This window comes from Cellulomonas hominis (genome assembly GCF_014201095.1).
Classification (GTDB): Bacteria; Actinomycetota; Actinomycetes; order Actinomycetales; family Cellulomonadaceae; genus Cellulomonas; species Cellulomonas hominis.
Genome location: NZ_JACHDN010000001.1, coordinates 3873328 through 3897136, shown reverse-complemented (window position 1 = coordinate 3897136; position 23809 = coordinate 3873328). Strand labels below are relative to the sequence as shown.

Annotated in this window: 23 protein-coding genes and 1 tRNA gene; 13 read left to right on the top strand and 11 right to left on the bottom strand. The window is 75.3% G+C overall.

Annotation, left to right across the window (positions count from 1 at the left end):
* Window positions 1–118: 118 nt before the first annotated feature.
* The 3 genes from HNR08_RS18370 (at window position 119) to HNR08_RS18360 (ending at window position 3862) form a co-directional block, all read left to right on the top strand.
* Complete coding sequence (locus HNR08_RS18370) at window positions 119–982, top strand: class I SAM-dependent methyltransferase (protein ID WP_146831793.1); 864 nt, start codon at window positions 119–121, stop codon at window positions 980–982.
* A gap of 101 nt (window positions 983–1083) precedes the next feature.
* A complete protein-coding gene (locus HNR08_RS18365) occupies window positions 1084–2382 on the top strand; it encodes an MFS transporter (protein WP_221286384.1) in 1299 nt (432 codons plus the stop codon).
* Between the two features lie 55 nt (window positions 2383–2437).
* Complete coding sequence (locus HNR08_RS18360; RefSeq protein ID WP_146831790.1) at window positions 2438–3862, top strand: GH1 family beta-glucosidase; 1425 nt, start codon at window positions 2438–2440, stop codon at window positions 3860–3862.
* On the opposite strand, the gene HNR08_RS18355 is transcribed toward HNR08_RS18360, so the two are convergent.
* Together HNR08_RS18355 and polA are read right to left on the bottom strand one after the other, a co-directional pair.
* On the bottom strand, window positions 3786–4403 hold the full coding sequence (locus tag HNR08_RS18355) for a TetR/AcrR family transcriptional regulator (protein WP_146831787.1): 618 nt from the start codon (window positions 4401–4403) through the stop codon (window positions 3786–3788). The two genes, HNR08_RS18360 and HNR08_RS18355, sit on opposite strands and share 77 nt — an antisense overlap.
* A gap of 2 nt (window positions 4404–4405) precedes the next feature.
* On the bottom strand, window positions 4406–7105 hold the full coding sequence (gene polA, locus HNR08_RS18350; protein ID WP_146831784.1) for a DNA polymerase I: 2700 nt from the start codon (window positions 7103–7105) through the stop codon (window positions 4406–4408).
* Between polA and HNR08_RS18345 the strand changes: the two genes are divergently transcribed.
* Window positions 7104–7523, top strand: coding sequence for a PaaI family thioesterase (locus HNR08_RS18345; protein ID WP_146831781.1), 420 nt, complete (start codon window positions 7104–7106; stop codon window positions 7521–7523). The genes polA and HNR08_RS18345 overlap by 2 nt on opposite strands.
* Here the strand turns inward: HNR08_RS18345 and HNR08_RS18340 are convergent.
* Window positions 7436–8122 (bottom strand): GNAT family N-acetyltransferase, encoded by a 687-nt coding sequence (locus HNR08_RS18340; protein WP_146831778.1) that lies wholly within the window; start codon window positions 8120–8122, stop codon window positions 7436–7438. The two genes, HNR08_RS18345 and HNR08_RS18340, sit on opposite strands and share 88 nt — an antisense overlap.
* Before the next feature lie 406 nt (window positions 8123–8528).
* On the opposite strand from HNR08_RS18340, the gene HNR08_RS18335 reads away from it, so the two are divergent.
* From HNR08_RS18335 to HNR08_RS18320, 4 genes are read left to right on the top strand one after another with little or no spacing between them, the layout of a single operon-like run.
* Complete coding sequence (locus tag HNR08_RS18335) at window positions 8529–9935, top strand: branched-chain amino acid ABC transporter permease (RefSeq protein ID WP_146831775.1); 1407 nt, start codon at window positions 8529–8531, stop codon at window positions 9933–9935.
* 8 nt (window positions 9936–9943) lie between these two features.
* Window positions 9944–10930: a branched-chain amino acid ABC transporter permease gene (locus tag HNR08_RS18330; protein WP_146831772.1), complete on the top strand. Its 987-nt coding sequence runs from the start codon at window positions 9944–9946 to the stop codon at window positions 10928–10930.
* Window positions 10920–11867 carry an ABC transporter ATP-binding protein gene (locus HNR08_RS18325; RefSeq protein WP_146831769.1) on the top strand — a complete coding sequence of 316 codons (948 nt, stop codon included), beginning with the start codon at window positions 10920–10922 and terminating at the stop codon, window positions 11865–11867. The genes HNR08_RS18330 and HNR08_RS18325 overlap by 11 nt, the downstream gene beginning before the upstream one ends.
* The gene (locus tag HNR08_RS18320; RefSeq protein ID WP_146831767.1) at window positions 11864–12682 is read left to right on the top strand and encodes an ABC transporter ATP-binding protein; all 819 of its coding nucleotides are present in this window, start codon (window positions 11864–11866) and stop codon (window positions 12680–12682) included. Before HNR08_RS18325 ends, HNR08_RS18320 begins: the two co-directional genes overlap by 4 nt.
* Before the next feature lie 99 nt (window positions 12683–12781).
* Here HNR08_RS18320 and HNR08_RS18315 read toward each other — a convergent pair whose 3' ends face one another.
* The 5 genes from HNR08_RS18315 to HNR08_RS18295 all read right to left on the bottom strand — a co-directional run bounded on the left by HNR08_RS18315 (window position 12782) and on the right by HNR08_RS18295 (window position 16684).
* On the bottom strand, window positions 12782–13120 hold the full coding sequence (locus HNR08_RS18315) for a DUF2277 domain-containing protein (protein ID WP_146831764.1): 339 nt from the start codon (window positions 13118–13120) through the stop codon (window positions 12782–12784).
* A complete protein-coding gene (locus HNR08_RS18310) occupies window positions 13120–13497 on the bottom strand; it encodes a VOC family protein (RefSeq protein ID WP_146831761.1) in 378 nt (125 codons plus the stop codon). Before HNR08_RS18310 ends, HNR08_RS18315 begins: the two co-directional genes overlap by 1 nt.
* Before the next feature lie 116 nt (window positions 13498–13613).
* Window positions 13614–14879 carry an ABC transporter substrate-binding protein gene (locus HNR08_RS18305; RefSeq protein ID WP_146831758.1) on the bottom strand — a complete coding sequence of 422 codons (1266 nt, stop codon included), beginning with the start codon at window positions 14877–14879 and terminating at the stop codon, window positions 13614–13616.
* Between the two features lie 231 nt (window positions 14880–15110).
* Complete coding sequence (locus HNR08_RS18300; RefSeq protein ID WP_246802858.1) at window positions 15111–15737, bottom strand: ANTAR domain-containing response regulator; 627 nt, start codon at window positions 15735–15737, stop codon at window positions 15111–15113.
* Window positions 15738–15904: 167 nt separating this feature from the next.
* The gene (locus HNR08_RS18295; protein WP_146831752.1) at window positions 15905–16684 is read right to left on the bottom strand and encodes an alpha/beta fold hydrolase; all 780 of its coding nucleotides are present in this window, start codon (window positions 16682–16684) and stop codon (window positions 15905–15907) included.
* Between the two features lie 118 nt (window positions 16685–16802).
* Here HNR08_RS18295 and HNR08_RS18290 point away from each other — a divergent pair, with 118 nt between their 5' ends.
* Window positions 16803–17849 (top strand): PQQ-dependent sugar dehydrogenase, encoded by a 1047-nt coding sequence (locus HNR08_RS18290; protein WP_246802851.1) that lies wholly within the window; start codon window positions 16803–16805, stop codon window positions 17847–17849.
* Between the two features lie 3 nt (window positions 17850–17852).
* Here the strand turns inward: HNR08_RS18290 and HNR08_RS18285 are convergent, their stop codons facing one another.
* On the bottom strand, window positions 17853–18419 hold the full coding sequence (locus HNR08_RS18285) for a dihydrofolate reductase family protein (RefSeq protein ID WP_146831746.1): 567 nt from the start codon (window positions 18417–18419) through the stop codon (window positions 17853–17855).
* A gap of 54 nt (window positions 18420–18473) precedes the next feature.
* Window positions 18474–18547 (bottom strand) — tRNA-Leu (locus HNR08_RS18280).
* 233 nt (window positions 18548–18780) lie between these two features.
* Between HNR08_RS18280 and HNR08_RS18275 the strand changes: the two genes are divergently transcribed.
* From HNR08_RS18275 to HNR08_RS18260, 4 genes are all read left to right on the top strand, one after another.
* On the top strand, window positions 18781–20235 hold the full coding sequence (locus HNR08_RS18275) for a basic amino acid/polyamine antiporter (protein WP_146831743.1): 1455 nt from the start codon (window positions 18781–18783) through the stop codon (window positions 20233–20235).
* Between the two features lie 34 nt (window positions 20236–20269).
* Window positions 20270–21559: an arginine deiminase gene (locus tag HNR08_RS18270; RefSeq protein ID WP_146831740.1), complete on the top strand. Its 1290-nt coding sequence runs from the start codon at window positions 20270–20272 to the stop codon at window positions 21557–21559.
* Window positions 21560–21582: 23 nt separating this feature from the next.
* The gene (locus HNR08_RS18265) at window positions 21583–22362 is read left to right on the top strand and encodes a putative protein N(5)-glutamine methyltransferase (RefSeq protein WP_146831737.1); all 780 of its coding nucleotides are present in this window, start codon (window positions 21583–21585) and stop codon (window positions 22360–22362) included.
* Between the two features lie 94 nt (window positions 22363–22456).
* Window positions 22457–23092 carry an isochorismatase family protein gene (locus HNR08_RS18260; protein ID WP_146831734.1) on the top strand — a complete coding sequence of 212 codons (636 nt, stop codon included), beginning with the start codon at window positions 22457–22459 and terminating at the stop codon, window positions 23090–23092.
* A gap of 316 nt (window positions 23093–23408) precedes the next feature.
* Here HNR08_RS18260 and HNR08_RS18255 read toward each other — a convergent pair whose 3' ends face one another.
* A complete protein-coding gene (locus tag HNR08_RS18255) occupies window positions 23409–23615 on the bottom strand; it encodes a hypothetical protein (protein WP_146831732.1) in 207 nt (68 codons plus the stop codon).
* Between the last annotated feature and the right edge of the window lie 194 nt (window positions 23616–23809).

Genomic DNA, 23809 nt, shown 5'->3' with positions numbered 1-23809 from the left:
GAGGTCTCCTTCATCCGAGGGTGGGGGTTGGCCGCGGCGCCGTCGCGCGACCTGACCAGGCTATCGGCACGCCGGGCCCCACCGTGAGCCGGAGGTCCCGGACGGCTACCGTCGGGGGGTGACGACCGACGACGCGCCGGGCCCGCAGCTCGCCTCCGCGGGGTACCGCGACGTGCCCGCCGCGGCCGCCGAGGGTGCCGGCCGGCGCTGGTGGGACGCGAACGCCGGGGACTACCTCGACGAGCACGGCGCCTTCCTCGGGGACGACGACTTCGTCTGGTGCCCCGAGGGCCTGCGGGAGGCCGACGCGCACCTGCTGGGCGACGTCGCCGGACGGCGGGTGCTCGAGGTCGGCTCGGGCGCGGCGCAGTGCTCGCGCTGGCTGGCCGCGCACGGCGCGCTGGCGGTGGCGACCGACGTGTCCGCCGGGATGCTCGGCGCGGCCGCGGCGGTGGACCGGGCGCGCGCCGCCGACGCGGGGCGCGAGGCCGGGCCGGTCGCCGGGCGGGCGGTCGCCGTGCCGCTCGTGCAGGCCGACGCCCGGACGCTGCCGTTCCCGGACGCCTCGTTCGACGTCGTGTTCACCGCCTACGGCGCCATCCCGTTCGTGCCGGACGCGCGGCGGGTGCACGCCGAGGCGGCGCGGGTGCTGCGGCCGGGCGGGCGCTGGGTGTGCTCGGTGACCCACCCGGTGCGGTGGGCGTTCCCCGACGACCCCGGGCCGCCCGGGCTCACCGCGGAGCGCTCGTACTTCGACCGGCGGCCCTACGTCGAGGCGGACGACCGCGGGCGGGTGCTGTACGCCGAGTACCACCGGACCCTCGGCGACCACGTGGCCGACCTGGTGGGCGCCGGGCTGGTGCTGGACGCGCTGGTCGAGCCGGAGTGGCCCGAGGGCCACGACCGGACGTGGGGCGGCTGGAGCCCCCTGCGCGGACGCCTGCTCCCGGGCACGGCGATCCTGGTGTCCCACCGCCCCTGAGCGCCCCCGCCCGGCGTGCCCCGTCGAACTCGCGGGCTCGCGGATCGTGCCGGGGGTCTGGCGGCGGACCGGGGCAGGCAGTACCTTGCGTTCTGGATCAGGTGATACACCAAAACGCGGAGGACGCGATGCCGGAGTCGAACCCGCCGGGCGCGCCGGCCGTGGCCGTCCTCGCCGGGCCCCGCGTACCCACCCGGGGGTGGCTCGTCGCGTACGTCCTCGCGATGGTGGGCGTGGCCGCGGGGTGGTTCGGGCCGATCCAGGTGCTGCTGCCCGCCCAGGCCGACCGGATCGCGGCGGACGGCAAGGAGGCGCTGCTGGCCCTCGTGACGGGGTACGGCGCGTTCGCGTCGATGGTCGCCAACCCGCTGTGGGGCGCGCTGTCCGACCGGCTGCGCACGCGGTGGGGACGGCGCCGGCCCGTGCTGGTCGCCGGCACCGCCGTCGGCGTCGCGGGCCTGCTCGTGCTCGCCGCCGCGGACACGCCGGCGGCGATGGTCGCGGGGTGGCTGCTCGTGCAGGTCGGCCTGAACGGGCCGCTCGCCGCGCTGGCGGCCATGCTCGCGGACCACGTCCCGGAGCGGCGGCGCGGGACCGTCGGCGCCTGGTTCGGCATCGCGCAGACGATCGGGGTCGTCGCGGGCACCGCCGTCGCCGTGGCCGCGGGCGAGGGGCCGCTCGGGTACGTCGCGCTGGCCGTGGCCGTGCCGTGCCTGGTGACCGCGCTGCTCGTCGTGCACCACGAGGCGCCCGGCAGCTCCCCGCAGGCGCCCGAGAGCCCGCGGGACGGGCTGCGCGGGCTCCGGCCCACCGTCCCGTTCGCGTGGGCCTGGGGCGTGCGGCTCGCACTCAACCTCGTCAACGCGCTCGTGCTGCTCTACCTGTACTTCTACCTGCAGGACGGCGTCGGGGTGGACCACCCCGGCACCTGGGTCCTGGCGCTCACCGCGATCACCGCCCTCGTCACCGCCGTGGTGGCCGGCGTCGCGGGTGCCGCCTCGGACCGCCGGGGCCGGCGCCGGCCGTTCGTCGCCGCGTCCGCGGTGCTGCTGGCGGCCGCGGCCACGCTGCTCGCTGCGTTCCCCGTGCTGCCGGTCGTGCTGGCGGCGACGGCGCTGGTCGGCGTCGGCTGGGGCCTGTACGTGGCCGTCGACCTGGCCGTGCTCACCGCCGTGCTGCCCGACCCGCGCACCCGGGCGACCATGCTCGGCGTCGGGAACGTGGCCTCCGCGCTGCCGCAGGTGCTCGCGCCGGTGCTCGCCGCGCCGCTGGTCACCCGCGCCGGCGGGTACCCCGTGCTGTACGGCGTGACCGCCGCCCTCGCGCTCGCCGCGCTCGTCGGCGTCCGCCACCTGCGCGACGCGCCCGACTCCGCCGACGCCCGCGCCGACGCGGCGTGACCCCCACCCCGTGACTCCCCGCCACCTGACCCCCGCGCCCTGGAAGGACCCCGCCGTGCCCCGAGACCTGCCGCCCGGATTCCGCTTCGGCGCCGCCACCTCCGCCTACCAGGTGGAGGGCGCGTGGGACGCCGACGGGAAGGGCCCGAGCATCTGGGACGAGTTCACGTCCCGCCCCGGCGTGATCCGGAACGGCGACACCGGCCGCGTCGCGATCGACCACTACCACCGGTACGCCGAGGACGCCGCGCTCCTCACCGGGCTCGACGACTACCGGTTCTCGATCTCCTGGCCGCGGGTCGTCCCGGGCGGCACCGGGCCGGTGAACCCCGCCGGGCTCGACTTCTACGACCGGCTGGTGGACGCGCTGCTCGCCGCCGGCGTCCGCCCGGTGCCCACGCTGTACCACTGGGACCTCCCGCTGGCCCTGCAGGCGGACGGGGGGTGGCTGGACCGCCGGACGGCGCACGCGTTCGCGGACTACGCGGGGCACGTGGTCGACCGGCTCGGCGACCGGGTGCACGACTGGCTCACGCTCAACGAGATCAACGTGCACACGCTCTACGGCCACGGGCTGACGGACCACGCGCCGGCGCTCGGCCTCGGGCTGGGTGCGCTCGCCGCGGGGCACCACCAGCTCCTCGCGCACGGACTCGGCACGGCGGTGCTGCGGGCCGCGGGACCCGGGCACCGCGTCGGGATCGCCCAGCAGCACTTCCCGGTCGAGGCCGCGTCGGACGCCCCGGAGGACGTCGCCGCCGCCGAGCTGTTCCGCGTCGTCACCAACTGGGCGTACTCCGACCCGATCCTGCTGGGCCGCTACCCCGAGGGCGTCGAGGAGCTGCTCCCGGTGCACGGCGGCGCGCTGGACGCCGACCTCGCCGTGATCGCCGCGCCGCTCGACGTGTACGGGGTGAACTACTACGAGCCCGCCCGCGTCGAGGCGCCGCGGGCCGGCAAGGACTACCGCGGCGTCATGGAGGTCGACGTCCCGGACGGGCTGCCGTTCTCCCCCGTGCCGGTGGACTGCGCGGAGCGGACCGACTTCGGCTGGGCCGTCGTCCCGGAGGCGCTGACCGCGGTGCTGGTCGCGCTGCGCGACCGGTACCCCGGCCTGCCGCCGGTCGTGGTGACCGAGTTCGGCGCGTCCTACCGCGACCCCGACCCGGACCCGGTCACCGGCCGGGTGGCGGACCCGCGCCGGGTCGCGTTCCTCGACGCGCACCTCGGCGCGGTCGCCGACGCGGTGGCCGCGGGGGTGGACGTCCGCGGCGCCTACGTGTGGTCGGCGTTCGACAACGTCGAGTGGGCCGCCGGGTTCGAGGAGCGGTTCGGGCTGGTGCACGTCGACCGCGCGACGCAGGCCCGCACGCCGAAGGACTCGTGGTCCTGGTGGCTCGGGGTCAGCGCGGAGCAGCGGGCCCGGGACGCCGCAGCCGGTCGACGAACTCCGCCGCCTGCCGCCGCACCCGTGCCGTGACCTCGGGGTCGCCGTCGCCGTCCAGCCCCACGGACAGCGCGGCGCCCTCCGCGAGCACGAAGAACTCCTGGACGACCGCGCCGTCGTCGACGCCGTCGCGCAGCTCGGCCGCCTCGCGGGCCTCCGCGAGGCAGCCGTCCAGCACCCGGCGGATGTCCGCGCGGCTGCTCCGGCGCGCGGCGGCCAGGTCCGGGTGCGCAAGGGCCGCCGCGGCGAAGGCGGCGTTGGCCGCGGCGTCGGCGGACCGCTCCGCGTCGAGCGGGAGCGCCGCGTCCAGGGCGCCCGCGAGGGCCTCGAGGCCCATCAGCTCACCCGAGGACCGGAAGGCGCGCCGGACGATCCGGTCGAGCACCTCGGTCTGCGCGGCGACCAGCAGCCCCTCCTTGCCGCCGAAGAAGTGCGCGAGCACGCTCAGCGTGCAGCGCGCCTCGTCCGCGATCGCGCGGGTGGTGGCCCCGTCCAGCCCCTCGCGCGCGACGACGCGCAGCGCGGCGTCGACGATCTCCGCGCGCCGCTGGTCCCGGTCGACCCGCCTGGGCACGCTCAGTGGCCCGCGTCGTGCCAGCTCGCCCCGACGCCGACCGAGACGTCCAGCGGGACGTCCAGGGCGTACGCCGCGCCCATCTGCGCCCGCACGAGCGCCTCGACCGCGTCGCGCTCGCCCGGTGCGACCTCGAGCACGAGCTCGTCGTGCACCTGGAGCAGGAGGCGCGACGCGAGGCCCTGCGCGTCGAGCTCGCGCTGCACGCCGAGCATCGCGAGCTTGATGATGTCCGCCGCGCTGCCCTGGATCGGGGCGTTCAGGGCCATCCGCTCGGCGGCCTCGCGCCGGACGCGGTTGTCGCTCGTGAGGTCCGGCAGGTAGCGGCGGCGGCCGAGGATGGTCGCGGTGTACCCGGTGGCGCGGGCCTCGTCGGCGACGGTCTCCAGGTAGTCGTGCACGCCGCCGAACCGGGAGAAGTAGTCCGCCATGAGGGTCTCCGCCTCCTTGACGGCGACCTTGAGCTGCTGGGAGAGGCCGTACGCGGACAGGCCGTACGCCAGGCCGTAGGACATCGCCTTGATCTTCGACCGCTGGGCGCTGGTGACCTCGTCGGTCGGGACCCCGAACACCCGCGAGCCGACGTACGAGTGCAGGTCCTCCCCCGCGGTGAACGCCTCGATCAGCCCGGCGTCGCCGGACAGGTGCGCCATGATCCGCATCTCGATCTGCGAGTAGTCGGCCGTCAGCAGCGTCTCGTAGCCGGCACCCACGACGAACGCGCGGCGGATCTGCCGCCCCGCCTCGGTGCGGATCGGGATGTTCTGCAGGTTCGGGTCGGTGGACGACAGCCGGCCGGTGGCCGCGATGGTCTGCTGGAACGTCGTGTGGATCCGGCCGTCCGGGGCGACCGAGCGCAGCAGGCCCTCGACGGTCTGGCGCAGGCGGATGGCGTCGCGGTGCGCGAGCAGGTGCTCGAGGAACGGGTGCCCGGTCCGCGCGAACAGGTCCGCCAGCGCGTTCGCGTCGGTGGTGTAGCCGGTCTTGGTGCGCTTGGTCTTCGGCATCTCGAGCTGGTCGAACAGCACCTCCTGCAGCTGCTTCGGCGACCCGAGGTTCACCTCCCGGCCGATCGCGTCGTAGGCCTCGCCCGCGGCGCGCTGCACGGCGCTGTCGTACTCCTTCTCCAGCGCCGAGAGGTAGCCGGCGTCCGCGGCGATGCCGACGTGCTCCATGCGCTCGAGCACGCCCTCCAGCGGCAGCTCGACGTCCCGGAGCAGGTGGTCCGCGCCGCGGTCGGCGAGCTGGCCCCCGAGGACGTCGACCAGGTCGAGGACGGCCGCCGCCCGGACGGCGCCGCGGGTGCCCTCCTGCGAGCCCTCCAGGTCGAGGTCGAGCGCGCCCTGCCCGGACTCGTCGGCCACCGCGCCGAGCTCGCGGCGCAGGTAGCCGATCGCCAGGTCGGACAGGTCGTACCCGCGGCGGTCGGGCTGCAGCAGGTACGCGCCGAGCTCGGTGTCGAACTCGACGCCCGCCAGCGCGAACCCGCGACCCGCCAGGGCGTGCCAGGCCTCCTTGGCGGCGTGCAGCACCTTGGGCTGCGCGGGGTCGGCGAGCCACGCGCCCAGCGCCGTCTCGTCCTCGGGGGAGATCTGCGCCAGGTCGTACGCCACGGCCTCGTCGCCGACCACGAGGGCGACGCCCCACGCGTCGCCGCCGGCCGGGGACGCCGAGCCCTGCACGTCCAGCGCCGTTCGGGCGCCGGCGTGCCGCTCCAGCCACGCCGCCAGCCCGCCGTCCACGGGGGTGACGATGACCGGCCCCTCGGACGGCCCGGCGACCTCGGCGGCGTCGGCCTCGCCGGGCAGCATCGCGAACAGCCGGTCGCGCAGGGTGCGGAACTCGAGCTCGTCGAGGATGGTGTGCAGCGCCTCCCGGTCCCACGGGCGCGCGGCCAGGTCCTCGGGGCCGAGCGGCAGCTCCAGGTCGTCCAGCAGGCGGTTGAGCTGCCGGTTGAGCAGCACCTGGTCGAGGTTCGCGCGCAGGGACTCACCCGCCTTGCCCGTGATCCGGTCGACGTTCGCGACGACGCCCTGGAGGCCGTCGTAGGTGGCGATCCACTTCGCGGCCGTCTTCGGGCCGACGCCCGGGACGCCCGGCAGGTTGTCGGAGGACTCGCCGACCAGCGCCGCGATGTCGGGGTACCGCTCCGGCGGCACGCCGTACTTGGCCTGGACCGCGTCCGGGGTCATCCGGGCGAGCTCGGAGACGCCCTTGACCGGGTAGAGCACCGTGACGCGCTCGTTCACGAGCTGCAGGGAGTCGCGGTCGCCGGAGCAGATGAGCACGTCCATGCCCTCGGCCGCGCCCTGGCGCGCCAGCGTCGCGAGGATGTCGTCCGCCTCGAAGCCCGGCTTGTCGAGCGTCGGGATGTGCATGGTCGCGAGGACCTGCTTGACGATCTCGACCTGGCCGCGGAAGGGCTCGGGCGACGCGGAGCGGTTCGCCTTGTACTCCTCGTACTGCTCGGTGCGGAACGTGGTCCGCCCGGCGTCGAACGCGACCGCGACGTGCGTGGGCTCCTCGTCCCGCAGCAGGTTGGCCAGCATCGACACGAAACCGAACACCGCGTTGGTGGGCTGGCCGGTCGAGGTGGCGAACTTGTCCACCGGGAGGGCGAAGAAGGCCCGGTACGCCATCGAGTGGCCGTCCACCAGGAGGAGTCGCGTCGCGTCAGTCACGGGTGCCAACCTATCGGTCATGTCCGACACCGGCCCGGAGCCCCAGACCCCGCCCCCCTACCCGCCCGGCACCCTCATGGAGCGCATGGGCATCGAGCTGCTGGAGGTCGGTCCCGACCGCGCCGTCGGCACGATGCCCGTCGCCGGGAACGCCCAGCCCTACGGCCTGCTGCACGGCGGCGCGTCGGCGGTGCTCGCCGAGACCCTGGGCTCGTACGCCGCCGCGGCGCACGCCGGCCCGGACCGCCGGGCGGTCGGCATCGAGCTGAGCTGCACGCACCACCGCGCGGCCACCGACGGCGTGGTGACCGGCACGGCCACCGCGGTGCACCTCGGCGGGCGGGTCGCGACCTACGACGTGGTGGTCGAGGACCCGCGCGGCCGGCGGATCTGCTCCGCCCGGCTCACCTGCATGCTGATGGACGCCCGGCCGGTCTGAACCGCCGCGGCCTCCGCGCCCGCCACGCCCCGCCCCGCGCGGGCGCGGCGGCGGCGGGCGATGAGGTCGTCCAGCCCGACGCGCCCCGACGGGCGGCGGGCCGGCGCGTCGGCCACCAGGCGGCGCTGCAGCGCCTCGGTGCTCACGACGCGGTGCGCGGCCGCGGGCGCGAAGCCCAGCCGCGCCAGGAACCGCAGCATGCCGCGCGCGCCCGGCAGCGGGACGGCGAGCACGTCGGACGCCCCGGCGCGCTGCGCCTCCTCGACCACCCCGCCGAGCAGCGCGTGCCCGACGCCGCGGCGCCGCGCGCCCTCGGCGACGAACACGGCCTCGATGGAGACGGTCACCTCGTCGGTGAACAGGCTGGGCCCGACGATCCGCGCGAGCGCCATGCCGCACACCTCGCCGTCCAGCATGCCGACCAGGCCCAGGGCGCCCGGCTCGGCGACCAGGGCGCCGATCTGGTGGCGGAGCCGGTCGGCGTCGTCCGTGCAGAGCTGGGCCCCGACCAGGGACTCCGACCGCGCGGCCAGGCTGAGGGTGACGAGGACGTCCAGGTCCTCCGGACGAGCAGGACGGACGGCGACGGGCGACGGCACGGTGCGGCGACCTCCAGTCGGACTCGGACGGCGCGGCGACCTCGGTGTCGTCGCGAGCCTGCTGCGCCCCCCGCGGCATTCGCCCGATCATGGCCCACCGCAACCCGTCCTGCCTAGTCGCCTCCGACAACCGTCGCGGGGGTCCGGCGCGAACCCGCTGGTCAGCGACCGGGCGTGTGGGACGGCTCACTCTCGCGGGTGAACGGCCCACCGTGGGACCGCTCCCGCCCGGCGTCCCGGCCGCCCGGCGCAAGGACGCGATCGCCTCGAACACGCCCGTAATCGGCCGGACACACGGCCTCCCTACTGTCGCGCCCAACCCGCCCGGCAGGACCGTCCTGCCGTCCACCGCGGGCCCGCTGCCGACTCCGGCCGATCCGTCGGCCACGACCGGACGGAGGACCAGGTGCGCCGAGCCGCGACCAGGGACCGTTCCACCGCCGGGGCGCTCGCCGCCCTCGGCGTGCTCCTCCTCTCCTTGCTCCTCACCCTCGCCGCGCCGGCGACCGCGCGGGCGGCCACGGCCGGCTGCGTCGCGGACGCGGCGACGGGGTGCCTCAACGGCACGATCCGCACGGCCGACCAGCAGCCCGCCGCCGGCGTGGTCCTCGACGTCGAGGGCCCGGGCGGCACCAGCACGGCGACCACGGACGCCGACGGCCGGTGGACCGTGGCGGTGACCGCCGCCGGCGACTACACCGTCACGCTGGACGTCGCGACCCTGCCCGCGGGCGAGACGCTGCGGGACCCCGCCGGGAACCCCCGCACGGTCACCGTCGCGCTCGGCTCCTCCGCGGGGGCGCTGTTCCCGCTCGGGGCACCGGCCGCCGGAGGGTCCGACGACGCCTCGGCCGAGCCGGACCCGGGCAGCACAGCGCCCGCGTCCGACGCCGAGGCCGACGCCCCGTCCGGCTCGGGCGGCAGCGGGTTCTCCTGGGGGCGGCTCGCGCAGCAGGCCACCAGCGGCCTGGTCTTCGGCGTCCTCCTCGCCCTCGCCTCGGTCGGCCTGTCGCTGATCTACGGCACGACGGGGCTGTCGAACTTCGCGCACGGCGAGCAGGTCACCCTCGGCGCGATCCTCGCGTACGTCGGCTGCCAGATCCTCGGGCTGCCGCTCGTGGTCTCCGGCGTGCTGGCCGTCGCCGTGGGCGCCGCGTCCGGCTGGCTGCAGGACGCCGGGATGTGGCGCCCGCTGCGCCGCCGCCGGGTGGGCCTCACCCAGCTGATGATCGTGACGATCGGCCTGTCGATGGCGCTGCAGTACGCGTTCCAGTTCTTCTTCGGCGGCGGCGCGCTGCGCATCGTCACGACGAACCCGACGACCGTCACCCTCGGCTCGGTGCGGATCAGCACCACGTCGCTGTGGTCGCTGCTCATCGCGGCGGTCGTCCTGGCGGGGGTCGCGTACTTCCTGCTCGGCACGCGCGTCGGCCGCGCCACCCGTGCCGTCTCGGACAACCCCGCGCTCGCCGCGGCGTCCGGCATCACGGTGGACCGGATCATCCGGCTCGTCTGGACGCTCGGGGCCGGCCTGGCCGCGCTCGGCGGCGTGCTCATGGGCCTGTACCTCAACGCGACCTCCTGGAACATGGGCGGCGCCCTGCTGCTCCTGATGTTCGCGGCGGTCACGCTCGGCGGCCTGGGGCAGGCGTTCGGCGCGCTGGCCGGGTCGATCGTCATCGGCCTGGTCGTCGAGATGTCGAACCTCGTCATCCCGAGCGACATGCGCTACGCCGGCGCGCTGCTCATCCTCATCCTCGTCCTGCTGCTGCGGCCCCAGGGCATCCTCGGCCGCGCCGAGCGGATCGGTTAGGAGCCGTCATGGAGTGGTCCCGCATCCTCGTCAACGTCGCCGGCGAGATCTTCGCCCCGACGACCGCGGCCTACGCGCTCGCCGCCATCGGCCTCAACGTGCACTTCGGCCTCACCGGCCTGCTGAACATGGGCCAGGCCGGGTTCATGCTGCTCGGCGCCTACGGCTTCGCCATCGCCACGATCGCCGGGTGGCCGCTGTGGGCCGCGGTGGCGGTCGCGTTCGCGTGCGCCGCGGTGTTCGCGCTGCTGCTCGGCATCCCGACCCTGAAGCTGCGCGGCGACTACCTCGCGATCGTCACGATCGCCGCGGCGGAGATCATCCGCATGGTCGGCCGGTCCTCCGCGCTGACCGACCTCACCGGCGCCTCGTCCGGGCTCACGGGCAACTCGTACAAGCACACGTTCCAGGACGCCTCGCCGTTCCCGGACGGCAGCGTCGCGATCGGGCCGTTCGAGTACGCGATGAACGCCTCGAACTCCTGGTGGGTCCGCATCGTCGGGTGGTCGGTGGTCGCGCTCGCCTGCCTGCTGGTCTGGCTGCTGATCCGGTCCCCGTGGGGGCGCGTGCTCAAGGGCATCCGCGAGGACGAGGACGCCGTGCGGTCGCTCGGCAAGAGCGTCTACTCGTACAAGATGCAGTCCCTCGTCCTCGGCGGGGTGATCGGCGCGGCGGCCGGGATCATCTACGTCCTGCCGCGCGCCGTGCAGCCCGACTCCATGGGCCGCCCGATGACGTTCTTCGTCTGGACGATCCTGCTGCTCGGCGGCGCCGCGACCGTGTTCGGTCCCGTGCTGGGGTCGATCATCTTCTGGGCCGCGCTCATGCTCATCAAGTCCGTGATGCGCGTCGGGGTCCCGGAGTCCGTCATGCGCACCGAGCAGATCGAGCAGTTCGGCTGGATCGTCGTCGGCGTCACGCTGATGCTCCTGGTGATCTTCCGACCGCAAGGCATCCTCGGCGACAAGAAGGAGCTGGCGATCGATGTCCGCTGACGTCCCCCGGGGCCACGTCCCCCCGCCCGTCCCGTACGCGACCACGGCCACCGGCAAGGACCGCGTCACGGCCGACCTCGCGCACGTCGCGCACACGCCCGGCGTGCCGAAGCCGGACGCGATCGTCGTCGCCGACGGCGTCACGCGGCACTTCGGCGGCATGACCGCCGTCGACGTCGGGCACCTCGAGGTCCAGCGCGGTGCGATCACCGCGCTCATCGGGCCGAACGGCGCCGGCAAGACCACGCTGTTCAACCTGCTCACCGGCTTCGACAAGCCGTCGACCGGCACCTGGTCGTTCGAGGGCCGGTCGCTGTCCGGGGTGTCCGCGGCGCGCGTCACCCGGTCCGGGATGGTCCGCACCTTCCAGCTGACCAAGGCGCTGTCCCGGATGACCGTCATCGAGAACATGCGGCTCGGTGCCGCCCACCAGCCCGGCGAGAACCTGCTCACCGCCCTCGTGCCGCCGCTGTGGCGCGCCCGCGAGCGGGAGATCACGGAGCAGGCCGAGGAGCTGCTGGTCCGGTTCAAGCTCGACGCCAAGCGCGACGACTTCGCCGGCAGCCTGTCCGGCGGGCAGCGCAAGCTGCTGGAGATGGCCCGGGCGCTGATGTCGAAGCCGACCATGGTCATGCTCGACGAGCCGATGGCCGGCGTGAACCCCGCGCTCACGCAGTCGCTGCTCGGGCACATCCAGGCCCTGCGGGAGGAGGGCACCACCGTGCTGTTCGTCGAGCACGACATGCACATGGTCCGGCACATCTCCGACTGGGTCGTCGTCATGGCCGAGGGACGGATCGTCGCGGAGGGACCGCCCGAGGACGTCATGGCCGACCAGGCCGTCATCGACGCCTACCTCGGCGCGCACCACGACACCGACCTCGGCGACGACGCCCTGCTGGAGGACGCGACCACGACCGAGGAGGGCACCCGATGAGCAGCACCGCCGTGCAGGGGAACGACCCCTCGACCGTCCACCGCGGCGCACCCGCCGGGGAGCCGCTGCTCGCGGCCACCTCGCTGGTCGCCGGCTACGTGCCGGGGGTGAACATCCTCAACGACTGCAACCTCGTCGTGCACCCCGGGGAGCTCGTCGGCATCATCGGCCCGAACGGCGCGGGCAAGTCCACGCTGCTCAAGGCGCTGTTCGGGCTGGTGACCATCCGGTCCGGCTCGGTGGTGCTGAAGGGCGAGGACATCACCAACCACCGGGCGGACTCGCTCGTGCGGCGCGGCGTCGGCTTCGTGCCGCAGACCAACAACGTGTTCCCGTCGCTCTCCATCCAGGAGAACCTCGAGATGGGGCTGTTCCAGTCGCCGAAGCGGTTCGCCGAGCGGTTCGCGTTCATCGTCGACCTGTTCCCCGTGCTCGGGGAGCGGCGCAAGCAGCGGGCGGGCTCGCTGTCCGGCGGCGAGCGGCAGATGGTCGCCATGGCGCGCGCGCTCATGATGGACCCGTCCGTGCTGCTGCTCGACGAGCCCTCGGCCGGCCTGTCCCCCGTGCGGCAGGACGAGACGTTCCTGCGCACCCGCAAGATCAACAAGGCCGGGGTGTCCGTCGTCATCGTCGAGCAGAACGCGCGGCGGTGCCTGCAGATCTGCGACCGGGCGTACGTGCTGGACCAGGGCTCGAACGCCTACTCCGGCCCCGGCCGGGACCTGATGCACGACCCGAAGGTGATCGAGCTCTACCTGGGCACCCTGGCGACGGACGTGGAGGCGGCGACCCGGTGCGAGTCCCCGGAGGCCTGAGGCGCGGGGCGGGCCGGAAGGGGCGAGGTCCGAGGGTCTCATGCGAGGTCGAGGGTGTCGGGGGCGCGCTCCGGACGAGACCCTCGACCTCGCGCTGCGCTACGCGGGCACGTGCTCGTGCGGGTGCGCGTGGGAGTGCTCGTGCCCGTGCTCGTGCTCGTGGGAAGGCTCGGCGTCGAGGCCCAGGCGGGCGCGGACCTCGGGGCGGCGCAGGGGCGGGACCGTGGCCGGCGGGCGGCGGCGCTCGGGGAGCTCGTCGAGCAGCCGCGTCACGATCGCGGCGATCTCCGCCACGGCCCGCTCCACCGGCTCCTCGGTCACGGCGCTCAGCGACTGCACGCCCGTGACCTTCCGGACGAACTGCCGCGACGCGGCCTCGATCTCCTCCGGCGTCGCGGCGGGCTCCAGGCCCCGCAGCGTGGTGATGTTCCGGCACATCAGGCGCTCCCCCCGGTGACGATCTGCTGGACGGCCCACCGGTTCCCGTCGGGGTCCGCGAAGAACAGGAACCGCCCCCAGGGGTAGTCCTGCACCTCCCCCACGTCCAGCCCGCGCCCGGTGAGCTCCGCGCGGGCCTCCTCGATGTCGGCGACGACGAGCTGCAGCCCCTCCACGGACCCCGGCGGCATCGTCGTCAGGCCGGTCCCGATCGCGATCGACGCGGGCGACCCCGGCGGCGTGAGCTGCACGAACCGGATGCCGCCGCCGACGGCGTGGTCGTGGTCGAGCACGAACCCGGCGCGCTCGGTGTAGAAGGCGATGGCCCGGTCCACGTCGGAGACGGGCACCTGCACGAGCTCCAGTCGAAGGTCCATGCCCCGCGACGCTACGCCCGGCCCGCCGCCCGGGGAACCCCGCCCGGGCGCGCGCGAGGGCCCGGGACGCGGCTGGTGCGCGCGCCCCGGGCCCTCGTGCCGGGCGGGTCAGGCGGTCACTCGACCGCGCCCTCGACCGCCTTCACCCAGACGTTCTTGTTGTCGGCCCCGTACTGGTACACCCCGATGAACGCGGACGACGGGTCGTTGTCCTCGTTGAACGGGCCGATGCCGGACTGGCCGACGTACTGGATGTCCTCGCCGGCGTCGAGCAGCTCGACGCAGTCCGCGAACGTCGAGCACTTCTCGCCGCCGTCCGCACCGGAGACCGCCGCCAGGTTCGCCTGGATCGTCGGGCCGTCGGTGCCGCCGCCCTTGACCGCCGCGAGGGCCGCCAGGATGGTCGCGTCGTACGACTCGGGGCCGTACGCGAAGTCCGTCAGCGCCGGGTCGACGGACTTCAGCCGCTCGGCGAACTCGTCGCTCGGGAACGCGCCGGGGATGGTGCCCTGGGCGCCCTCGAGCGTGCCGGGCTGGAAGTCGGCGGAGTAGTCGGCGGTGTTGCCGTCGACCATGTAGATCGTCGCCGGGTCGACGCCGGCGGCGACGAGCTCGGGGATGATCTGCTTCGTCTGCTCGAACGCGAGCACGACGACGGCGTCCGGGCTGGTGGCCATGAGCGCCGTGACGTCGGTCGCGAAGCTGCTGGACGCCGGGTCGAACTCCTCGCCCTGGTTGCCGTACACGACCGTGGCGCCGGCCGCCTCGACGGTGTCCTTGACGACGTTCCGCAGCGAGGTGCCGTACTCCTCGTTGAACACCAGGATGCCGATGTTCGAGTGCCCGTCCCCGGTGATGAGGTTGCCGAGCGCGGAGCCCTGCACGGTGTCCGGCGGGGCGGTGCGGAAGTAGAAGTCCGAGTAGCCGGACAGCGTGGTCGCCGTGTTCGCCGGGGAGATCTGGACGATCTCGGCCCCGGTGATGTCGTCGATCACGATCTGCGTCACCGAGGACGAGGCCGCCCCGATGATGACCTGCACGTCCTTCGAGATCAGGTCGGTGACGGACTGCGTCGCGACCTCGCCGTGCTCGGCGTCCGAGGAGTCCGCGTGCTCGACCTCGACGTCCTCGCCGAGCACGCCGCCGGCCTCGTTGATCTCCTGGATCGCCAGGTCGACGCCCGCGACCTCCGGCGGGCCGAGGTAGGCCAGCGTGCCGGTCTGCGGGAGCAGCGTGCCGATGATGAGCGGGCCGCCCGCCCCGCCGGCGGACGTCTCCTCGCCGCCGGCACCGTCGTCGTCCGAGCCGGCGCACGCGGTCAGCGCGAGGGCGACGACCCCCGCGAGAGCCGCAGCCTGCACGGCGTGTGTCCTACGAGTCATGCGTGGTACCCCTGTCGTGAGTACTGCCGGCCAGGTCCCCGGGCCGGTGCTTGCGCGAGAACGTAGGGGCCCGATGTGTCGGGGACGTGTCGCCCGTGTCTCCACCAGTGGTCGTTGCCGATTCGTGACCCGGAGGTGCCGCGAGCCGCCCCACGACCCGCCCCGGACGCGACGAGGCCCGGCCCACCGCGAGGGTGGACCGGGCCTCGTCGAGACGCGGGGGCGGGTGCCTCAGGAGGCGCCGCCGACCTGGTCGATCACGGCGTCCGCGACCTCGCGCATGGTGAGGCGGCGGTCCATCGAGGTCTTCTGGATCCAGCGGAACGACTCCGGCTCCGTCAGGCCCATCTTCGTCATGAGCAGGCCCTTGGCGCGGTCGACGCGCTTGCGGGTCTCGAACCGCTCGGCGAGGTCGGCGACCTCGGACTCCAGCGCGGTGATCTGCGCGTAGCGGGAGATGGCGATCTCGACCGCCGGCAGCAGGTCCGCCGGGCTGAACGGCTTGACGACGTACGCCATCGCACCGGCGTCGCGGGCGCGCTCGACGAGCTCGGTCTGCGAGAACGCGGTGAGCAGCACGACCGGCGCCAGGTGGCCCTTCGCGATGCGCTCCGCCGCGGAGATGCCGTCGAGCACGGGCATCTTCACGTCCATGACCACGACGTCCGGCTTGAGCTCGGTGGCGAGCGCCACCGCCTGCTCGCCGTCGCCGGCCTCGCCGACCACGTCGAAGCCCGCCTCGCGGAGCGTCTCGACGACGTCCATGCGGATGAGGGCCTCGTCCTCCGCGACGACCGCGCGGCGGGCCGGCCGGGAGGTCGCCTCCGGGGCCTTCTCGGCCGCGCGGGCCTGCGGGATCTCGAGGTCGAGGGGGGTGTCGGCGGCCTGCGCCTCGCCGCCGGGCGTCGCGTCCTGGGTGCTCACGGGAACAGATTCTAGGGGCACGCGGGCCCCGGCGGCCGTGCGGCGGCCTGTGAACCTCGGCACGCCGACCGGGCGGTCGGGGTTCGCCAGGGCGCACGCGGTCACCGCGGGACGCGGGCCAGCCACTCGCGCAGCAGCCCCGCCAGCACCTCCGGGCGCTCGTGCGGGAGGGCGTGCCCGGCGTCGTCCACCACCGCGAGCGTCGCCCGCGGGTACACGTCCAGCAGCCGGACCGCTTCCGCGTACCCGACGGTCGAGTCCCGGCGTCCCGCGACGACGAGGACCGGACCGCCGTAGGCCGGGCCGCCGGGCTCGGCGAGCTCCCACCGCACGCCGATCCGCTCGGCCGCCGCCGCGTCCGCGAGCGCCGCGCCCGGCTCCACCCACCGCCGGTAGCGGTCGAGCATCGCGGGGGTCTGCACGACGACGTAGCCCCGGAACCCGGCGTCGCCGAGGGCGTCGTCCGCGACCACCGGCCGGTGCGGGGGGACGTCGCCGCCGCCCCCGGGGAGCAGCGGGCACACGAGGGCCAGCCCCGCGACCCGCTCCGGGCGGCGCGCGGCGAGGCCCCGGGCGTAGTGCGCGCCCGCCGAATGCCCCACCAGCAGGAGCGGGTCGTCGCCCGCCACCGCGTCCGCCAGGCCGAGGATCACGTCCAGCACGTCGTCCGCGCTGCGCAGCCCCGGCGGTGCGGGGGTGCGGCCGTGGCCGGGCAGGTCCGGGTAGATCCGGCGCAGGCCGCCCTGTGCGGCGAGGGCCGGTTCGAAGCAGGCCTCGGGCTCGCGGTGGTCGACGCCGGCGCCGTGCAGCACGAGGACGGGCCGCCCCGCGCCGTGGGCGGCCAGGTGCACGTCGACGTCACCGACGCGGTGCCGTTCCATGCGGTCCATCGTGGGCCGGCGCGGGGTGGCGCGCCTATCGTCGGGTGCACGACCGTCGGGGGGAGGGATCGTGGGGCGCGCTCGGGGCCGGAGGCCGGCCGTCGCAGGGGTCGCCGCCGTGCTGCTGGTGGCGGCATGCTCCCCCGGCACGCCGGACGCGCCCCCGCCGGCGCCCTCGTCCACCGCGCTGCCGTCATGGGGCGCTCCGGCGGACGTGGTCACCGGGCTCGACGTGCCGTGGTCGGTGGTGTTCGCGGACGGCGCGCCGCTGGTGTCCGAGCGCGACACGGGCCGGGTGCTGGAGGTGCTCCGCGGCGGCTCGACCCGGGAGGTGGGCACGGTCCCGGACGTGGTGCACGGCGGCGAGGGCGGGCTGCTCGGGCTGGCGGTGGACGCCGACGACCGGCTGTACGCCTACTCCACCGGGCCGGACGGCAACCGGATCCAGCGCTACCCGCTGCGGGGCGGTCCGGGGTCGTGGGCGCTGGGCGATCCGGTGACGGTGGTCGACGGGCTGCCGTCGGCGGGCAACCACAACGGCGGGCGGATCGCGTTCGGCCCGGACGGGATGCTCTACGCGGGCGTCGGCGACGCGGGCGACCCCGCGAGCGCCCAGGACCCGGGTGCGCTGTCCGGGAAGATCCTGCGCCTCACCCCCGACGGGGACGTGCCGGCGGACAACCCCGACCCGGGCTCGCCGGTGTACAGCCTCGGGCACCGCAACGTGCAGGGGCTGGCATGGGCGCCCGACGGCCGGCTGTTCGCGACGGAGTTCGGGCAGGACACCTGGGACGAGCTCAACGTCATCGAGCCGGGCGGGAACTACGGCTGGCCGGAGGTGGAGGGGGTCGCGGGCGACCCGCGGTTCGTGGACCCCGTGCAGCAGTGGTCCCCGGACGCCGCGAGCCCCAGCGGGCTGGCCGCCGTCGGGGACGTGGTCGTGGTGGCGAACCTGCGCGGCGAGCGGCTGCGGCTGGTCCCGGTCGCGGAACCGGGCACCGCGATCGAGGCGCTGACCGACCGCGGGCGGTTGCGGGACGTCGCGCTCGCGCCGGACGGGACGCTCTGGGTGCTCACGAACAACACGGCACGCGGAGAGCCGCGGCCCGGGGACGACCGGGCGCTGTCCGTGCCGCTGGCCGGCGGCGCGACGCGCGGGCCGTGACGCTCAGGGCCGCCGCACCGCGTACCGCAGCCAGAGCGTCCCGTTGCCGAACCGGCGCTCCTCGAGGAGGTCCAGGTCGAGGCGCAGGCCGTCCGGCCAGAACCGCAGCCCGCCGCCGACGGCCACCGGCGCGAGGTACGGCTGCACCTCGTCGACGATCCCCGCGCGCAGCGCGTGCGCGGCCAGCGTCGGGCCGTCGACCGTCACGTCGTGGTCGAGCCCGTCCACCCACGCGCGCACGGCCGCGGGGTCGAACGCCCGCTCGACGGTGGTGCGCGCCGTCGTCGGCGCGTCGAGGGTGGTCGAGTAGACGACCTTGGTCGCCGCCTGCCACACCCGGGCGTACGTGCGGACGAACTCCGGCGGGTCCGGCTCCTCGAGCGCCGTCTCCCAGTACGCCATCGTGTCGTACATGCGCCGGCCGTACAGGTACGTGCCGACCGACCGCGTCTGCTCGGAGATGAAGTCGTGCAGCGCCGGGTCGAGCGCCCCGCCCCAGTCGCTGCTGCCGGACGCGTCCGACGCGTAGCCGTCGAGCGAGGTGAACATCGAGTAGATCAGCCGCCCCATCGGCCCACAGTAGGGACGCCCGGACGGCGGGTCGAGGGGTGGGGACGAGCACGGTGCCCCGAGTGGGATTCGAACCCACACTGGATCGGGTTTGAGCCGAACGCCTCTGCCGGTTGGGCTATCGGGGCCGCGCGGCCAGCCTACCCGGGGGTCGGTTCGCCGCCCGACCCTCAGTCGCGGGCCGCATCCGGTCCCCGTCACTACTCAATTCTCCGCGTTCGCCCCGGTCGCGGGCCCGCGACGCCACTCAGGGGTTCCCCCGGTGCGAGCCGGTGTGCTGCGGTGAGGGCTGTCCGGCGGTCGGAGGGGGCCGCCGGACAGCCGGTCCCGCCCCCTCCCGGGACCGGAGGGACCCGCCGCCATGACCTCACCCGCTCCTCGGACGCAGGACGGCGCCGCCGGGCCGGCCGTCTCCCCCGGCACCGTCACGATCGGCGTCGGCGGGCTCACCGCCATGGTCGTCGGCTCGATGGTCGGAGCGGGGGTGTTCTCGCTGCCCGCGCGGTTCGCCGCCGGGACCGGCGTGTGGGGCGCGCTCGTCGCGTGGGCCGTCGCCGGCGCCGGCATGCTCATGCTCGCGTTCGTCTTCCAGCGGCTCGCGATCCGCGCCCCCCACCTGGACGCCGCGGTGTACGCGTACGCCAAGGCCGGGTTCGGCGAGTACGCCGGGTTCTTCTCGGCGTTCGGGTACTGGGCCAGCGCCTGCGTCGGGAACACCTTCTACTGGATCCTCATCATGTCGACGCTGGGCGCCGCGGTGCCCGCGCTGGGCGCCGGGGACACCTGGCTCGCGGTGGGGATCTCGTCCGTGTGCGCGTGGGGGTTCTTCCTGCTGGTGCGGCGCGGCGTGCAGGAGGCGACCGGGCTCAACCGGGTCGTCACGGTCGCCAAGCTCGTGCCGATCGTCGTGTTCGTCCTGCTCGCGCTCTTCGCCCTGGACGTGGACGTCCTCATGGCGAACCTGCAGGGCGGCGTGGACGGCGGGACGCTCGTCGACCAGGTGCGCGGCACGATGATCGTGACCGTCTTCGTGTTCCTCGGCGTCGAGGGTGCGAGCGTGTACTCACGGCACGCGCGCCGCCGCGAGGACGTCGGACGGGCGACGGTGCTGGGCTTCCTCACGGTGCTGGCGGTGTTCGCCTCGGTGACCGTCGTGTCCTACGGCGTGCTGCCGTCGGCGGAGATCGCCGCGCTGCGGCAGCCCTCGATGGCCGGGGTGCTGGAGGCGGCGGTCGGGCCGTGGGGGGCCGTCCTCGTCTCCGTCGGCCTCGTGGTCTCCGTGCTCGGCGCGTACCTGGCGTGGAGCCTGATGGCGGCCGAGGTGCTCTACGTCGCCGCGCAGGACCGGGACATGCCGCGGTTCCTCGCCCGGAAGAACGCCCGCGACGTGCCCGCCACCGCGCTGCTGCTGTCGACGTGCACGGTGCAGGTGATGCTGCTGCTCACCAAGGTCGCCGAGGACGCCCTCGACCTCGCGCTCGACCTGACCGCGGCGCTGTCGCTGCTGCCGTTCCTGCTCGCCGCCGGTTACGCGCTGCGGCTCGCGACCGACCGCGCCGCCGGCGTCCGGCCCCGGGACGCCCTGGTCGCGGGGCTCGCGGTGCTGTACACGACGTTCCTGCTCGTCGCCGCGGGCTGGGAGCTGCTGCTGATCGCGTTCCTCGTGTACGCCCCGTCGACCGTGCTGTTCGTCATGACCCGCCGCGAGCAGCACCGGCGCGTGTTCTCCCCGACCGAGGCCCTGCTGTTCGCCCTGTCGCTCGCCGGCGCGGTCGCCGCCGTCGTCGCGCTGGCCCGCGGCGCGATCAGCCTCTGACGTCCCGTCCGCCGCCCGACCCCCGGAGGTCCGCATGTCCCCGTCCACGTCCGTCCCGGCCGCCCAGGTCGCGTCGTCCGCCGAGCCCGGCGCCCTCCCGTTCGGCGTGCACTCGGAGGTCGGCCGGCTACGGTCCGTCCTGGTCTGCGCGCCCGGCCTCGCGCACCGCCGGCTCACGCCCCGCAACGCCGGCGACCTGCTGTTCGACGACGTGCTGTGGGTCGAGCGGGCGCAGCGCGACCACGCCGACTTCGTCGCGAAGCTGCGCGGCCGCGGCATCGAGGTGCTCGAGCTGCACCAGGTGCTCGGCGAGGCGCTGTCCGTGCCCGGCGCCCGGGACTGGCTGCTCGACCGGGCCCTCGTGCCCGCCGCCGTCGGGATCGGGCTCGTCGAGCCCGCCCGCGCGCACCTGGAGTCCCTGACCCCGCGCGAGCTCGCGGAGCAGCTCGTCGGCGGGCTGGCGACGGCCGACCTGCCGGACCCGCCCGCGTACGCCGCGCTGGTCGACCACGACGGCACGAGCCGGGAGTACCTGCTGCCCCCGCTCCCGAACATGCTCTACACCCGGGACACGACGTCCTGGCTGTACGGCGGCGTGACGCTCAACCCGCTCTACTGGCCGGCGCGGCACGACGAGACGCTGCTCATGAAGGCCGTCTACCTGTTCCACCCGCGGTTCGCCGGCTCGCACGTCTGGTGGGGCGACCCCGAGGTGGACTGGCGGCGGGCGACCGTCGAGGGCGGCGACGTCATGCCGGTCGGCAACGGCACCGTGCTGATCGGGATGAGCGAGCGCACCTCCCGCCAGGGCATCACGCAGCTCGCGCAGGCGCTGTTCCGGCAGCAGGCCGCCGAGCGGGTCGTGGTCGCCGGCATGCCGCGGCTGCGCGCCGCCATGCACCTCGACACCGTCATGACGTTCGCCGACCGCGACCTGGTGACCGTGTACCCGCGGATCGTCGACGACATCCACGCGTTCACCCTGCGGCCCGGCGAGCGCGAGCCCGGGGTGCACGTCACCGACGAGGGCGCCACCCCGTTCCTCGACGTGGTCGCCCGGTCGCTCGGGCTGGACGCGCTGCGGGTCGTGGAGACCGGCGGTGACGACTACGCCAGCGAGCGGCAGCAGTGGGACTCCGGGAACAACGCGGTCGCCCTCGAGCCCGGGGTGGTCGTGACGTACGACCGGAACACGATCACGAACACGCTGCTGCGGAAGGCCGGGGTCGAGGTCATCACGATCGACGGCGGCGAGCTGGGCCGCGGGCGCGGGGGCGGGCACTGCATGACCTGCCCGCTGGCCCGCGACGCAGTGGCGGTCTAGCGGGCGGCGTACATTCACGGTCCGTGAACCGTGCCGCTCCGCCCGCCGCCCTCGTGGCGCGGCTGCGTGCCGCGGGGTGCGTGTTCGCCGAGGACGAGGCCGCGCTGCTCGTCGCCGAGGCGCCCGACGCCGCCGCGCTCGAGGCGATGACCGCGCGCCGGGTGGCCGGCGAGCCGCTGGAGCAGGTCGTCGGCTGGGCGGCGTTCCGCGGGCTCCGCGTCGGGGTCGCGCCGGGCGTGTTCGTGCCTCGGGCGCGGACGGGTGTGCTGGTCGCGGCGGCGCTGTCCGGTCTGCCGCGCGGCGCGCGGGTCGTGGACCTGTGCTGCGGCACCGGCGCGGTGGGGCTGGCGGTGCTCGCGGAGCGGCCGGACGTGCGGCTGTGGGCGGCGGACCTCGACCCGGCCGCGGTGGCGTGCGCCCGGGCGAACCTCGGGTCGCGCGCGACCGTGCTGCTCGGGGACCTCGACGCCCCGCTGCCCGACGCGCTCGGCGGCCGGGTGGACGTGCTCGTCGCCAACGCCCCCTACGTGCCGACCGCGGAGATCGCGCACATGCCCGCCGAGGCCCGAGAGCACGAGCCCCGCACGGCCCTCGACGGCGGCGCGGACGGCGTCGACCTGCACCGCCGGGTGGCCGCCGCGGCGCCCCGGTGGCTCGCGCCCGGCGGCCGGCTGCTGATCGAGACCAGCCCACGGCAGGCCCCGGCCACGCTCGCCGCCTGCACGGCTGCCGGGCTGGACGCCGAGGTCGTCCGGGACGAGGACGTGGACGGCACCGCCGTCGTCGCCCGCCGCGCTGCCTGAGCCGCGCTGCCTGAGCCCTCCTGCCTGAGCCGCGCTGCCTAGAGTGGGCGCGGGCGGCGCGCACCGGGCGGGCCGCCGCGACGGGAGGATCGCCGTGGGCCGGGCGCTGATCGTGGTGGACGTGCAGAACGACTTCTGCGAGGGCGGGTCCCTCGCGGTCACCGGCGGCGCGGCGGTGGCCGAGCGGGTCACCGCGTTCCTCGCGCGTGCCGCGTCCGCCTACGACATGGTCGTCGCCACCGCCGACTGGCACGAGCCCCTCCCCGACTCCAACGCCGGGCACTTCGCCGTCGGCGCGGACCCCGACTACGTGACCACCTGGCCGGAGCACTGCGTCCGGGACACCGTCGGTGCCGCGTACCACCCGGCGCTGCGCCTGCCGGACGGCACCGTGCACGTCCGCAAGGGCCAGGGGCGGCAGGACTACTCGGGCTTCGCGGGCGCGGTGCAGCCGGCGCACGAGTCCGCCGCCGAGGCCGGCGCCCTGGCCGACGCCGCCCCCGCGGGCCTGGCGGACGCCCTGCGCGCGGCCGGGGCGGAGGGCGTCGACGTCGTGGGCCTCGCGACCGACCACTGCGTGACCGCCACCGCCCTGGACGCCCGGGACGCCGGCTTCGACGTCCGGGTCCTCACGGACCTCACCGCGGGCGTCGGCGTCCGCACGACGATCGACGCCCTCACCCGCCTGTCGGCGGCCGGCGTCACCCTGACGACGTCCGCCGCCCTCTGACGCTCGCCCGCGCCCCCGCGCTGCCGAGGGGGCACCATCCGGGCGACCGGGCATGCCGCGCGGTACCCCGACTGCACGCCACATGCCCCGCGGCGCCTGGCGGGCGCACACCTGGAGCGCACGCCGGCACGCCGGCCCCGCACAGGCACCGCGCCCGGCAGAGCAGAGCCTCCGTGCCGAGGGGGCACCATCCGGACGACCGGGCATGCCGCGCGGTACCCCGACTGCACGCCACATGCCCCGCAGCGCACAGGCCCCGCGCGCGGCCCGCACGCGCGCCCCACGAAAGGGCGGGCCGCACCCGGCCCCGCGGCCGTCAGCCCTGGTCGGCGCGGAGGGCGCCGGTGGCGCGGAACGTGTCGGCGATCTGCTGGGCCTGGGCCGAGACGAGGCGGCGGTAGAGGTCGTACGCGGCGTCGATCCGGTCGGGGAGGTCGCCGCGGGAGCGCGCGAGCTGCCAGTCGCGCTTCGCCGCCGCGATGTCCGCGTTGGTGATGACCACCCGCGCCTCGTCCCCGTCCATGCGTCGAGCATGCGTCCGATTTGCCCGATATGCGATAGTCCGTCGGAGTGAACGGGCCGGTGACCTCGGGTGAAACCCCGGCACCCACCCACCCGGACGGCCCCGGCGGCGTTCGTCCTGCGGACCTGGGGGTACCCCTGGCACGCTGTGCACCTGGGCACCGACCGCCCGGTAGCACCGAACGCCCCCCGGAG